The sequence below is a fragment of the Rhizobium sp. AN73 genome, assembly GCF_030757975.1.
Taxonomy (GTDB): Bacteria; Pseudomonadota; Alphaproteobacteria; order Rhizobiales; family Rhizobiaceae; genus Agrobacterium; species Agrobacterium arsenijevicii.
This window is the reverse complement of the sequence record NZ_JARWME010000001.1, coordinates 896382-908494: the sequence shown is the minus strand read 5'-3', so window position 1 is coordinate 908494 and position 12113 is coordinate 896382. Positions and strand designations below refer to the sequence as shown.

The window sequence follows — 12113 nt, the reverse complement described above, 5'->3', positions numbered from 1 at the left end:
CGCGGATGAATGTCGTATTGGGAAAACCTGAAGTGAAGCTGAAAGGAGTGTTTGTTTGTTTCGAGCAACGCAGCAATATAAGTCACGATGACGTGCGGTTACTATCCAGTTCTTCACTGGATTTACAATATACAATACATGGCCTGTGAGCGATGCTCGAAGGCCGACTGGGTCATGATGGTATTTAGACTTCGTCACTATTGATTCTGGATCGTCGCACATCCGTTCCAGACTGTCGTGATCTTGTCGCCAAGTGGCGGCAAATTGATAGATGGCGGGCGATGAGGGCAAAGTTGTGGTAAGGAAAAGCTCGGTGTCTCCACGTTAACGCCCCAGCTCGTTTGAACCTTGTTGATCAGACAGCTTTCAGGTCGCTATTCCTTTTCAACGAAGGGGCGAGCAATATCCGTCGCCCCTTCGGAAATATTTCTGACAGATCGATCCGGCCTCTGCGTCTCGCGGGGTTTTATGCCTTCCGAGCGATGAAGATACGTCCGATCGTGTTGAGCAGAAGCTGCGCTGCCAGAATGGTGGTCGAACCGCTGTGATCGTAATCGGGCGCGACCTCGACCAGATCAATGCCGACGATCTCACCGCGTTTTGCAAGGCCGGCGATCAGTTCCAGCACTTCATAATAGATGAAACCGCCATGGCTCGGTGTACCGGTTCCAGGCGCGATGGACGGGTCGAAGCCATCGATGTCGATCGAAAGATAATAGCGTTTGCCAGCCGGGATGCGCTCCACCACGGCTTCTACGCCGAGTTTGCGGATCTGGCGCACGGAGAGGATATCCGAGCCCTGGGAGCGGGCATATTCGTATCCTTCCTTTGCGGTGGAGGAGACATTGCGGATGCCGAGCTGGGTCATTCCGGTGACCCACGGTTTTTCCGAGGCGCGGCGCATCGGGCTGCCATGTCCGAAGCGGACGCCATGACGCTCATCGACGAAATCCAGATGCGCGTCGATCTGCACCAGATGGATCGGCTCCTCATCGCTGAAGGCATTGATGCAGGGGATATTGATGGAATGGTCTCCGCCGAGGACCACGGGCAAGGCCCCGGCTGCGAGGATCTTGCGGACGCCGAACTCGATATTGGCATGGCTGTTTTCTGTATCGGTATGAACGATGTCGGCGTCGCCGATATCGACGATCTTCACGCCTTCCAGATATGTGACGTCGTCCTCGTGGTCATAGGCGCCCGCGTGTCCGAAGGAGAACAGGGTGGAGGCCTCACGGATGCCGCGCGGCCCGAAGCGGGCGCCGGCGCGCCATTGCGTGCCAAAGTCGAACGGCGCACCGAGAACCGCAACATCCGCGTTGATCGCGTCCCAGTTTTCGACATAGGGACTTTTGGCGAAGGTGGAGATGCCGACGAATGGCAGGTTCAGTCGTCCGCCGTCGTAACCGTGAGCAGCCATGAATATGTCCTTTCAGATATCAGAGTGCGCGTTCGCGCCAGGTTTGCAGAAATTGGGAAAGGCGTTCGCTCTTCGGGTTGCTGAAAAGCGTCTGTGGCGGGCCTTCCTCAACGATCTTGCCGTCATCCATGAAAACGACGCGGTTGGCCGCGTGCGCGGCAAAACCCATTTCGTGCGTGACAATGACCATGGTCATTCCCTCCGCCGCGAGTGTTTTCATGACGGAAAGCACTTCACCGACGAGTTCGGGGTCGAGTGCCGAGGTCGGCTCGTCGAACAGCATGGCGCGCGGGTTCACCGCCAATGCGCGCGCGATGGCGACGCGCTGCTTCTGCCCGCCGGACAGGGCATCGGGCCGACGGTCTGCGAAATCGGCAAGCCCGACTTTTTCGAGCATGGCGCGGCCCCGCTTCATGGCTTCTGCTTCGGGCAGGCCATGGACGAGCCTGAGCGCCAGTGTCACGTTTTTGATGACGCTCATATGCGGCCACAGATGAAAGTGCTGAAAGACCATTCCAAGCGGGCGGCGGGTCTCGGCCAGCTCGCGCGCGCCGGCGCGTTCGCGGCCAAGCGGGGTTTCCCGCCAGCCGATCAGGTGGCCGAAGACATGGACGTCGCCTTCGTCATAGGGATCAAGAAATGCAAGCGAGCGCAGGAGCGTGCTTTTGCCCGATCCCGAAGGTCCGATGATGCACAGCACATCGCCCGTGTGAACATCGAGATCGATGCCTTTCAGCACGGTCTTGTTGCCGAATCTCTTCTCCAGGCCGCGTGCGGAAATGGCAGCTGTTCGTTTGCTCATATCAGGAGCCCTCCGTGGAAAGGCGGCGTTCGAGATAAAGACCGAGCCGCGACAGGATTTCGACGATTGCCCAGTAGAGCAGGGCAATGGTGAGATAAGGAGTGACGACCGCGAAGGTGATCGAGCTGATCGTGCCGGCGACCTTGGTCAGCTCATTGAGCGTGATGACGGAAAGAACGGCGGATTCCTTGACGAGATTGATGGCCTGGCCGACGGAAGCGGGCAGCGTGACCGCCAGCGCCTGCGGCATCTGGATCCTGAAAAAGGTGTCGCTGGAGGTGAGCCCCAGCATTTCCGCCGCTTCGATCTCGCCTTTCGGCACGGCATTGAAACCGGCGCGAAAAATCTCCGCAAAGGGGCCGGCGCCATAGAGGCCAAGACCGACGATGCCGGCGGCATAGGGGCTGAGGATCAGCCCCAATTGCGGGCCGCCATAATAGAAGAGAAACAGGATCAGCGCGAGCGGCGCACCCCGGGCAAATTCCACATAAAGCCGCACCGGCAGCGAGATGGCCGCATAGGGAGACCGTAAAGCAGCCGCCAGCACAATGCCCATGATGGTGGCCAGCGCGATACCTGCAATAGAGACCGTCAGCGTTGCCAGCAGCCCGGCCGCATAGAGCGGAATGTCGTTCAGGAAGCCGGAAATCATCGCGTTGCCCCCTTTGTCAGGTGCCGTTCGACGACGAGGCCGATGCCCGCAAGCAGCGCGCCAACCGCGACATAAAGCAGGAGAGCCGAGAGATAGGCATCGAGCGGCCGGAAGGTGGCGGCCGCATATTGCTGCGCGCGGCGCGTCATGTCGGTAACGGCGATCACCGAAACGAGGGAAGAGTTCTTCACAAGAGCCTGTATCTCGCTGATGAGCGCCGGCAACATGGTTCTGAAGGCCTGTGGCACTTCGATATGCAGGAAGGTGCGGCCGGCGGAAAGCCCAAGCATGGCGGCGGCTTCACGCTCGCCTTTCGGAATGGACTGCAGGCCCGCCCTGTATATCTCCGACTGGAAGGCAGCCGTGTTGAGAGCCAGGGCCAGCGTCGCTGCAGCGATCGGTTCCAGATCCAGCCCGATAAGAGGCAGGAGATAGAAGACGATCAGCAGCTGAACGAGGATGGGCGTGCCGCGCCAGAAGGAGACGTAGAGGCCCGATGCCAGGCGCGGCAGGCGGCTGCCCCGACCGGCAGCCGCGAGGAAGAGGGCCAGCGGCGCTCCAAGCAGGAGCGCCGACAGGCTGACGGTCAGCGTTGTTAAGAGGCCGTCCAGCAGAACCGGCCATATGGCAAAAAATGTCTTGTCCATGACCGGTCGGACCTGCCGGTCACTCTGTCGCCGGCAGCGTGGCAGGCAGCTCCATCTGCGCGCCGAACCATTTCTTCTGGAGTTCGGCCAGTTTGCCGGAAGCGTTGAGCTTGGCCAGTTCGCTGTCCATGAAGGTGTTTAGCGTCGCGCTATCGGCATCGTTGCGACCCGCCCAGGAGAAATAGGTCTTCGGTCCGAAGGTCGGCAGAACGACTTCAAAAGCGTCCGGGCGCTGGCGCGCGGCCTCCAGAAGGTTTGGAAGCGAGTTGACGACGGCACGCAGGCGCCCGGCGCCGAGGTCGGCATAAGCTTCCGAGAAATCCGTATAGCTGGAGACCGTCGTGGCGTCCTTACCTGCCGCCTTCAGCTCGGCGGAAAACGTCTCGAGCGCCTTCAGCTGTGCGGAGCCTGCCTGTGAACCAACCGGCTTGCCTGCAATATCTTCCGGCTTGGAAATTTCGGCGTCGCCCTTGCGTTTCAATATGGCCATCGTCGCATCGGCGACGGGCGCGGAGAGCTTGTAGGCCTTCATGCGTTCCGGCGTCACGGTGACCGAGGTCACGACATAATCGAAACGGCTGGCGGCAAGACCCGGAAGGATGCCCTGCCAGGGCAGATCGAGACGCTTCAACTCGACACCCGGCAGAGCTTTCATGATTTCCTGCATGATGTCGGCGGAATAACCGACGATCTTGCCATCCTGGACAAATTCGAACGGCGCGAAACGAGCCTCGGTCGCGACCGTGAAAACCTTATCGGTCTTGATCTTTTCCAGAAGATCGGCGGCATGGGCTGATGCGTTTATGCTGACGACGAAGGCTGCGCCGAGCATGAGGGATTTCAGATTGAGCAGGTTTTGCATGGTTTCGTTCCCCTTATTGGTTTGTGATTAGAGGGGAGGAAACCATGGACAATATTCCAGAAAAATAGGAAACTGATGGAGTTCATATTAGTAAAATTGATGTAACGGTTCGCCATGCAACTCGCGCAATCCGATCTTCGTTCGCTCGCCGTCTTCCGCGCCGTCGTGGAGCACAAGAGTTTTCTCGGTGCGCAAATCACGCTCGGGCTGAGCCAGTCGGCTGTCAGCTTCCATATCAAGGCACTCGAAGACAGGCTGGGTTTCAAGCTCTGTCGCCGGGGGCGCTCCGGTTTCGAATTGACGGATCGCGGCGCGCTGGTACACGAGCGTTCGAAAGTGCTGTTCCTGGCGCTGAATGCCTTCGAAAGCGATATCGGCACGCTCAAGAACCGTATTACCGGCACGTTGCGGCTCGGGCTTGTTGATAACACGATTACCGACCACGACCTGCCCATTCACCGGATCATCGCCCGCATCAGCGAAAAGGCGCCGGAAGCGCGTATCGAACTGGTGATCGACACACCGGACGCCCTTTTGTCGGAAATTGCCAATGGCGGCCTGGATATCGCACTGCTGCCGGAGACGCAGCCGTATCAGGGCCTGAAGCTATCGCACTTCAGGGAAGAGGCGCACTCCCTGTATTGCGCCAAGGGACATCCGCTCTTTCATCTTCTGGACGCTGAACTCTCCGTCGAGCGTATCGAGGCTTTCGATTTTGTCGTGCGGCCCTATGCCAATATGCGCGAACTGCAATATTTTCCGGCGGCAAGGGCGCGCGCTTCCGCCTCCAACATGGAAGCGCAGGCGATGTTCGTGATGTCCGGGCACTATGTGGGGTATCTGCCCGATCACTACGCGGATGATTGGGTCCAGAAGGGAATTTTCCGCTCGTTGATGGCGGCAAAGACCCGCATCCAGTCCACATTCGTCATTGCTACGCGATCCGCCGAGAAGCCTTCGACGGTGCTCGATTTTTTCATCCGCGAACTCACCGGCTTCGCGTCTGAGGCGTTTCACAGGGATGCGCGAAAGACGCAGGGCATACGCGCCTCATAATCCCTGTCACCGCGAACGCGGATAGGGGCTGTCGGGAGAACTGGCGTGATGCCGCACGAAATCGCCTTGTCGATCGCATTCCTGTACGCTATCCATACTTCAATAATTCAAGGATTATTGAAGTATGGATGAACATCAGGCTCTTTCGGCATTTGCCGCCCTTTCTCAGGAGACGCGTCTCGCTATCGTTCGAGCGCTTGTCGTTGCCGGTCCTGACGGATTAGCCGCCGGCGCGATCGCCGTGCGTATGGGCGTCTCGGCGACGAACGTATCGTTCCATCTCAAGGAACTGGAGCGGTCTGGCCTGATCTCGCAACGACGGATGTCACGGTCGATCCTTTATAGCGCCAGCTACGAGACTTTGGCCGAGCTTGTGAAATTCCTGATAGAAGACTGCTGCGCCGAACATCCGTCGATTCGGGAGAATGTCGAGCGAAGCGATGGATGCGGCAGTCCGGCCGGCACTTCGTCCGACGGGGGTAATATCGTTGCATAATTCGAAAGTACCCGCGGGCATCGTCTCCGCGCTTGGCCTGACACAGATCATCGGTTACGGCACTCTCTATTACAGTTTCAGCATTCTCGCACCCGGCATGGCGAAGGACCTTGGCCTGACATTGGCGCAGGTATTTGGCGTGTTCTCGGTGTCACTGTTCATCGGCGGTCTGTCGGCAACCTATATTGGCAGGCAGATGGATCGGATCGGAGCCGCCAGGGTGATGACGATCGGCTCGCCCCTAGCTGCCTTGATGTTGGCGGCCTGTGCCTGGTCACCGTCGGTTGTAATCTTCGCCGTCGCCATCATCCTGCTCGAGGTGTCGTCCGGCATGGTGCAGTATCAAGCCGCATTCGCCTCGCTGGTCGAAAGCGATCCCCGAACAGCATCCCGCAGCATCACTTACCTGACCTTGATCGGTGGTTTCGCCTCGACCATCTTCTGGCCGATATCGGCCGCACTCACCGGATACTTGTCGTGGCGCGAAATATATCTCGCCTTTGCGGGATTGAATCTCTTTCTGTGCATGCCGCTTCACTACTGGATCATGCGCGTCGCGAAAGCAGGAGTGAACGCTGATTCCACCATCCGAACGCGTGAGACGGTGATCGGGACGCTTCCTGCCCATGCGCGCCGGCGCAGCATGATGCTCGTGTCGTTTGCCTTTGCCATGCTGGGCTTTACTCTCTCTGCCATGCTCGCGCATATGGTTCCAATGCTCGGGTCGATCGGGCTTGGCGCCGCTGCGGTGGTGATCGGATCGCTCTTCGGCCCAGCCCAGGTGCTGAGCCGGCTGATTAACATGGTGTTTGGCAAAAGCCTGTCGCCACCGGCGCTTGCGGCGCTTTCCGCAATCTTGATCGTCGTCGGTGTTTTGATCCTGCTGATGACAGGTGACTGGTTGCCGGGAGCTGTTGCCTTCGCGATCTGCCTTGGTCTCGGTTCCGGCATCAACAGCATCGCGCAGGGAAGCCTGCCGCTCTATTTGTTTGGCTCCGAAGGCTATGGGGCAATCACGGGCAGGATGGCGGCCGCGCGATTGGCGGTGAGTGCCGCAGCGCCATTCGTCTTTGCAGCAGTGATGGAGAATGTCGGCATCGGCTTTGCGCTCGCTGCCAACGCCTGTCTCGGGGCGATCAGCATTGCCGCATTCGTTGCTGTCGCAGCGTCCTCGCGGTAACCCGCCACCGCAACGGCCTGAACGTCAGATCGATTTCAGAGAAACACGCTTCTCGAGTTCGTCTGCCTGTTCCTTGCGTTCGCTATAGCGGTTGGTCAGATAGGCCGAAGCATCGCGTGTGAGGATCGTGAATTTCACCAGCTCCTCGCAGACATCCACCACCCGGTCGTAATAGGATGACGGCTTCATCCGGCCATTGGCGTCGAACTCCTGATAGGCTCTGGCGACCGAGGACTGGTTGGGAATGGTGATCATCCGCATCCATCGCCCGAGGATCCGCATCTGGTTCACGGCGTTGAAGGACTGGCTGCCACCGGAAACCTCCATGACGGCGAGCGTCTTGCCCTGCGTCGGGCGAACCGATCCGAGCGAAAGAGGTATCCAGTCGATCTGTGATTTCATGATGCCGGTCATGGCGCCGTGGCGCTCCGGGCTGACCCAGACCTGGCCTTCCGACCATTGCGAGAGTTCACGCAACTCCTGCACCTTCGGGTGGCTCACCGGCGCTTCGTCTGGCAAAGGCAGGCCTTTCGGATCGAATATCCGAACTTCGCATCCAAGCCGTTCCAGCAGTCGTCCTGCTTCGAACGCCAGCAAACGGCTGTAGGACACCTCGCGAAGCGAACCGTAGAGGATCAGAATGCGAGGCTTGTGGGTCGAGAAGGCCGGGCGCAGAGCACCGACGTCAATTGCATGCAGGTTTTCGCCTTGCAGTGCGGGGAATGTCTCAGGCAATGCGCTTTCCTTCATCATCGAGGACCTTTTCGCCGTCTTCTTTGGTAAACGGCCCCTTGAATGCATCCGCCGGAAGTATATCCAGAACCACTTCCGAGGGGCGCGACAACCGCGTACCCATTGGGGTGATAACGAACGGCCGGTTGATCAGGATTGGCGTCTCGAGCATGGCGTCAAGCAACTGGTCGTCGGTCAGCTCCGGATAGCCAAGCCCAAGCACCGCATAGGGCGTGCCCTTCTCGCGGATCGCCTGGCGCACCGAAAGGCCGGCGTCGGCGATCATGTTGACGAGCTGCTCACGGCTCGGCGGGGTTTTCAGGTACTCGATGACAGTGGGTTCAATACCAGCGTGCCGAATGAGTTCCAGAGTGTTGCGCGAGGTGCCGCAATCCGGGTTGTGATAAATGGTAACGTTCATGATCAGGTTCTTTCCGTGATGGTGGTTCGGGAAACTGCAGGCGATGCCTCGTACCAATCCTTGGAACGGTTCACGATCCAGACGACGGAGAGCATGACCGGTACCTCGATGAGGACGCCGACAACGGTTGCGAGCGCCGCGCCTGACTGAAAGCCGAACAGGCTGATGGCGGCCGCGACCGCGAGTTCGAAGAAGTTGCTAGCGCCGATCAGGGCCGACGGACCGGCAACGCAGTGTTGCTCCCCGGACATGCGATTGAGAATATAGGCGAGCCCGGAGTTGAAATAGACTTGGATCAGGATCGGGATGGCAAGCAGGCCAATGACGGCTGGTTGCGCGATGATCTGCTCGCCCTGGAAAGCGAAGAGAAGAACCAGCGTTGTCAGCAGCGCCACCAGCGAAATCGGCTGCAGCTTTGCGAGAATGCGATCCAGCATCCGTGACGTTCCATCCGCCATGAGCCGGTGCCTGATGAGCTGCGCGAGGATGACGGGCACAACGATATAGAGGGCAACGGAGAGAACAAGCGTGTCCCACGGAACGGTGATCGCGGACAGGCCAAGCAGCAGGCCGACAATCGGAGCAAAGGCGATGACCATGATCGCATCGTTGAGCGCTACCTGCGAGAGCGTGAACAGCGGCTCGCCGCGTGTCAGGTTCGACCAGACAAACACCATGGCCGTGCAGGGCGCTGCGGCAAGGATGATCAGCCCGGCGATGTAGGAGTCGATCTGGTCAGCGGGAAGATAGGGGCGGAACAGCCAGCCGATGAAAAGCCAGCCCAGCAGCGCCATCGAGAACGGCTTGACCGCCCAGTTGATGAACAACGTAACGCCGATACCCCGCCAGTAGGTGCCGACCTGCGTGAGAGAGCGGAAATCGATCTTCAGCAGCATCGGAATGATCATCAACCAGATCAGGATGGCGACCGGAATATTCACCTTGGCGATCTCGGCTGCGCCGATGAGCTGGAAGACGCCGGGCATCAGATGGCCGAGGGCAACACCGACAATGATGCACAGAAACACCCAGACGGTCAGATAACGTTCGAACGTGGACATCAGGCGGACTTTCCCTGCGGCGCTGTCGAGCCTTCCATCGCGCCGATATTGCGAAGCCTCGTTTCAAGCGCCATGCGATCGATCGACTGCAGGGGCAGGCTGACGAAAGCCGTGATCCGGTTCTTGAGGAAACGGGCAGCTTGCGCGAAGGCGCGCTGGACCTCCAGTTCGGAGCCGACGACAGCGGCGGGATCCTCGACACCCCAGTGGGCTGTCATCGGATGGCCGATCCAGACCGGGCAGGCTTCACCGGCGGCGTTATCGCAGACCGTGAAGATGAAATCCATCTCCGGTGCGCCGGACCCGGCGAACACGTCCCAGCTCTTCGACGTGAAGCCCGTGGAAAGATAACCCAGCGCCGCCAGTTCCTTCAGGGCGTGAGGATTGACCTCGCCCTTCGGCTGGCTGCCGGCCGAATAGGCGTTAAACCGTCCCACGCCTTCCTTGGCGAGGATGGATTCGGCGAGAATAGAGCGAGCGGAATTGCCCGTGCACAAGAAGAGCACGTTGTAGATCTTTTCGGTCATGATCTTGGTCCGTGGTTAGGTTGGCGGTCTGATAAGCTTTGCGATTCTCGCGAAGAATGTTGCCTGCTCCAGCCCGATGGCATTCATGACAGCTTCGCCTCCGGGATGCAGCAGGGCGTCAGTTCGGCGATCAGCGGAGCGCAAAGCTCTGCCGATCCACCGCAGCAATCCTTCAGGAGAAACAGCGTCATGTCGCGAAGCTGCTCTATCTGCGCGCGATACATGATGATTCTGCTCTGGCGTTGCGACGAGACGAGCCCTGCGCGGGACAGAACATTCAGATGCGCGGACATGGTATTTTGCGGCACCACCAGAGCGCGCGCAATGTCGCCAGCTGGCAGGCCTTCCGGTGCGTGCCGCACAAGCAGCCGGAAAGTTTCGAGACGGGTCGGCTGCGCGAGCGCGGCCAAAGCGAGAATAGCTTGTTCTTGTTCCATATATCCAGATTAATGGAAATATTGATGAAGTCAACGTCTTTGTTCGGGTGTTCTAAAACCCCGAAAGCTCATGGGGATCGTTTTACGAACACCGACCGAAACCCGTTGCAGTTCGGTTTTCAACGCGTGAAAATTGACGGCTCATTGGCCTCGGCGATTGATCATTAGGGCACATTATAACGTCTACCTGCATGGACGGGATACCACCCATGCAGGCTATACTTCAAAGCATTGCGGACGAAACCGGCAAGCGTTCCGTGCGGCTCACGCGCCCGAACGGTCTCTCTGTTCGCGCCATACGGCGAAGGCCTTCTGGTGCTCGTCCTTGGTGCAGGGATAAAGGCCGATGATGCTTGCGCCGCCCTTGACCTGTTCGACCACGAAATCCTCGTAAGCGGTCATTTCCACCGCTTCCGTCGCGATCTCGTCGGCAATTCCGGCGGGGATGACGATAACGCAATCCGCATCACCGACGATGATGTCGCCGGGGAAAATCGGGGCATCGCCGCAACCGATCGGGCCGTTGATTTCGATCGCTTCGTGTTTCGTGAGATTGGTGGGGCTGGACGGCCGGGTGTGGTAGGCGGGAATATCAAGCTCTGCAATCGTTGCGGCATCGCGGAAACCGCCATCGGTAACCACGCCGGCGGCACCGCGCACCATCAGGCGCGTGATGAGAATATCACCCGCCGAAGCAGCGCTCGGGTCTTTCCGGCTGTCCATGACCAGTACGTGGCCGGGCGGGCAGGTCTCAATGGCGACGCGCTGGGGATGTGCGGGGTTGCGGAATTCCACCAGCTGGTTGCGGTCTTCGCGGGCGGGCATGTAACGCAGCGTGAAAGCCGGTCCGACCATGTTTGCGCCCTTGTGGCCAAGCGGGTGGACGCCCTGAATGACCTGGTTGCGCAGGCCGCGCTTGTAGAGCGCGGTCGCGAGTGTGGCGACGGAAACCGTCATCAATTTTTCCCGGGTTTCTGTATTCATCTTATTCTCCTCGAAGGGCGTGAGTGTCTGCACATCAGTTTTTGTGGATCGGCTCGTCTATGAAGACGCCGCCCTGATATTTGGCGATTGCGGCATCCGGATCGGGGCGTGGAACATCGCGGTCGATATCACCCCGGAAGTTTGCGGCGTTATCCCGCGGCTGCCAGCCGAGAAAATCGACATGGGCGTTGTCCCACCAGCTATCGTCGTTGGCGGAAACACCCCAGATGACCGGGCATCCGAGTTTCGGCGTGCGGAACACGGCCTCGACCAGGGAGACCAGATCGTCATGGCTGAGCCAGGTGGACAACATGCGCCAATTGCTGGGTTTCTTCTCGCAGGAGCCGATGCGCACGATGGCTGTTTCCTGTCCGAATTTGGAATGGTAGAGGCTCGCCATCGCCTCGCCGAAGATCTTCGAAACACCGTAAAGGCCATCCGGCAGAAACGGCGTCTCCGGCGATAGCTGCTCACCCTGCGGATAATACCCGATGGTATGGTTGCTGGAGGCGAACAGGATGCGCGGTAAGCCGTTCAGCCTTGCTGCCTCATAAAGATTGTAGACACCGCGCAGATTGGCGGCCTCGATGGGATCGTAAGCCTTTTCGACGGAGATGCCGCCGAGATGGACGATGCCGTCGCAGTCCTTCACCAGCGCGTGGACGGCGGCCTCGTCTTCCAGAGAGCAGCGGATGATCTCTTCATTTGCTGCCGCCGCGCCCATGTCAACGATATCCGAAAGCCGGATGATCTCTGCAAGGTGGCCAAGCCTGCCGCGCAAAATGTTGCCCAGCTTGCCGCCCGCACCCGTAATCAGCAAACGCTTCATCATTTTT

At 59.1% G+C, this 12113-nt stretch carries 15 protein-coding genes; 3 read left to right on the top strand and 12 right to left on the bottom strand.

Translation table 11 applies throughout. The features are described 5' to 3' along the window. Positions 1–466: 466 nt before the first annotated feature. From speB to RBH10_RS03960, 5 genes are read right to left on the bottom strand one after another with little or no spacing between them, the layout of a single operon-like run. Complete coding sequence (gene speB, locus RBH10_RS03980; protein ID WP_281038935.1) at positions 467–1420, bottom strand: agmatinase; 954 nt, start codon at positions 1418–1420, stop codon at positions 467–469. A 19-nt stretch (positions 1421–1439) separates the two neighbouring features. Further along, entirely contained in the window at positions 1440–2222 is a 783-nt protein-coding gene (locus tag RBH10_RS03975; protein ID WP_281038936.1) for an amino acid ABC transporter ATP-binding protein, read from the bottom strand. Between the two features lies 1 nt (position 2223). Next, positions 2224–2874: an amino acid ABC transporter permease gene (locus RBH10_RS03970; RefSeq protein ID WP_281038937.1), complete on the bottom strand. Its 651-nt coding sequence runs from the start codon at positions 2872–2874 to the stop codon at positions 2224–2226. Then, entirely contained in the window at positions 2871–3521 is a 651-nt protein-coding gene (locus RBH10_RS03965) for an amino acid ABC transporter permease (RefSeq protein ID WP_281038938.1), read from the bottom strand. The genes RBH10_RS03970 and RBH10_RS03965 overlap by 4 nt, the downstream gene beginning before the upstream one ends. 19 nt (positions 3522–3540) lie before the next feature. Continuing rightward, positions 3541–4383, bottom strand: coding sequence for a transporter substrate-binding domain-containing protein (locus RBH10_RS03960; RefSeq protein WP_281038939.1), 843 nt, complete (start codon positions 4381–4383; stop codon positions 3541–3543). A 114-nt stretch (positions 4384–4497) separates the two neighbouring features. On the opposite strand from RBH10_RS03960, the gene RBH10_RS03955 reads away from it, so the two are divergent. The 3 genes from RBH10_RS03955 to arsK all read left to right on the top strand — a co-directional run bounded on the left by RBH10_RS03955 (position 4498) and on the right by arsK (position 7115). After that, positions 4498–5439, top strand: a complete 942-nt coding sequence (locus RBH10_RS03955) for a LysR family transcriptional regulator (RefSeq protein ID WP_281038940.1) — start codon at positions 4498–4500, stop codon at positions 5437–5439. Between the two features lie 124 nt (positions 5440–5563). Further along, a complete protein-coding gene (locus RBH10_RS03950) occupies positions 5564–5935 on the top strand; it encodes a helix-turn-helix transcriptional regulator (protein WP_281038941.1) in 372 nt (123 codons plus the stop codon). Further along, positions 5880–7115, top strand: a complete 1236-nt coding sequence (gene arsK, locus RBH10_RS03945; RefSeq protein WP_372339779.1) for an arsenite efflux MFS transporter ArsK — start codon at positions 5880–5882, stop codon at positions 7113–7115. The genes RBH10_RS03950 and arsK overlap by 56 nt, the downstream gene beginning before the upstream one ends. Before the next feature lie 24 nt (positions 7116–7139). On the opposite strand, the gene arsH is transcribed toward arsK, so the two are convergent. The 7 genes from arsH to RBH10_RS03910 form a co-directional block, all read right to left on the bottom strand. Next, positions 7140–7868 (bottom strand): arsenical resistance protein ArsH, encoded by a 729-nt coding sequence (gene arsH / locus RBH10_RS03940; protein WP_372339767.1) that lies wholly within the window; start codon positions 7866–7868, stop codon positions 7140–7142. Further along, positions 7843–8268: an arsenate reductase (glutaredoxin) gene (gene arsC, locus RBH10_RS03935; RefSeq protein WP_281038943.1), complete on the bottom strand. Its 426-nt coding sequence runs from the start codon at positions 8266–8268 to the stop codon at positions 7843–7845. Before arsC ends, arsH begins: the two co-directional genes overlap by 26 nt. Positions 8269–8270: 2 nt before the next feature. After that, the gene (gene arsB / locus RBH10_RS03930; protein ID WP_281038944.1) at positions 8271–9329 is read right to left on the bottom strand and encodes an ACR3 family arsenite efflux transporter; all 1059 of its coding nucleotides are present in this window, start codon (positions 9327–9329) and stop codon (positions 8271–8273) included. Continuing rightward, complete coding sequence (locus tag RBH10_RS03925) at positions 9329–9856, bottom strand: arsenate reductase ArsC (RefSeq protein ID WP_281038945.1); 528 nt, start codon at positions 9854–9856, stop codon at positions 9329–9331. Before RBH10_RS03925 ends, arsB begins: the two co-directional genes overlap by 1 nt. Positions 9857–9939: 83 nt before the next feature. Beyond that, positions 9940–10293 (bottom strand): helix-turn-helix transcriptional regulator, encoded by a 354-nt coding sequence (locus RBH10_RS03920; protein ID WP_045015570.1) that lies wholly within the window; start codon positions 10291–10293, stop codon positions 9940–9942. Positions 10294–10557: 264 nt separating this feature from the next. After that, positions 10558–11277: a ribonuclease activity regulator RraA gene (locus tag RBH10_RS03915; protein ID WP_281038946.1), complete on the bottom strand. Its 720-nt coding sequence runs from the start codon at positions 11275–11277 to the stop codon at positions 10558–10560. Positions 11278–11311: 34 nt separating this feature from the next. After that, positions 11312–12109, bottom strand: a complete 798-nt coding sequence (locus RBH10_RS03910; protein ID WP_281038947.1) for an NAD(P)-dependent oxidoreductase — start codon at positions 12107–12109, stop codon at positions 11312–11314. Between the last annotated feature and the right edge of the window lie 4 nt (positions 12110–12113).

Coding starts and splice junctions, on each gene's coding strand:
- RBH10_RS03920 (WP_045015570.1), bottom strand. CDS start 10,293: ATGGAACAAGAACAAGCTATTCTCGCTTTGGCCGCGCTCGCGCAGCCG.
- RBH10_RS03910 (WP_281038947.1), bottom strand. CDS start 12,109: ATGATGAAGCGTTTGCTGATTACGGGTGCGGGCGGCAAGCTGGGCAAC.
- arsK (WP_372339779.1), top strand. CDS start 5,880: ATGGATGCGGCAGTCCGGCCGGCACTTCGTCCGACGGGGGTAATATCG.
- RBH10_RS03965 (WP_281038938.1), bottom strand. CDS start 3,521: ATGGACAAGACATTTTTTGCCATATGGCCGGTTCTGCTGGACGGCCTC.
- arsB (WP_281038944.1), bottom strand. CDS start 9,329: ATGTCCACGTTCGAACGTTATCTGACCGTCTGGGTGTTTCTGTGCATC.
- arsC (WP_281038943.1), bottom strand. CDS start 8,268: ATGAACGTTACCATTTATCACAACCCGGATTGCGGCACCTCGCGCAAC.
- RBH10_RS03950 (WP_281038941.1), top strand. CDS start 5,564: ATGGATGAACATCAGGCTCTTTCGGCATTTGCCGCCCTTTCTCAGGAG.
- RBH10_RS03970 (WP_281038937.1), bottom strand. CDS start 2,874: ATGATTTCCGGCTTCCTGAACGACATTCCGCTCTATGCGGCCGGGCTG.
- arsH (WP_372339767.1), bottom strand. CDS start 7,868: ATGATGAAGGAAAGCGCATTGCCTGAGACATTCCCCGCACTGCAAGGC.
- RBH10_RS03955 (WP_281038940.1), top strand. CDS start 4,498: ATGCAACTCGCGCAATCCGATCTTCGTTCGCTCGCCGTCTTCCGCGCC.
- RBH10_RS03960 (WP_281038939.1), bottom strand. CDS start 4,383: ATGCAAAACCTGCTCAATCTGAAATCCCTCATGCTCGGCGCAGCCTTC.
- RBH10_RS03975 (WP_281038936.1), bottom strand. CDS start 2,222: ATGAGCAAACGAACAGCTGCCATTTCCGCACGCGGCCTGGAGAAGAGA.
- RBH10_RS03925 (WP_281038945.1), bottom strand. CDS start 9,856: ATGACCGAAAAGATCTACAACGTGCTCTTCTTGTGCACGGGCAATTCC.
- speB (WP_281038935.1), bottom strand. CDS start 1,420: ATGGCTGCTCACGGTTACGACGGCGGACGACTGAACCTGCCATTCGTC.
- RBH10_RS03915 (WP_281038946.1), bottom strand. CDS start 11,277: ATGAATACAGAAACCCGGGAAAAATTGATGACGGTTTCCGTCGCCACA.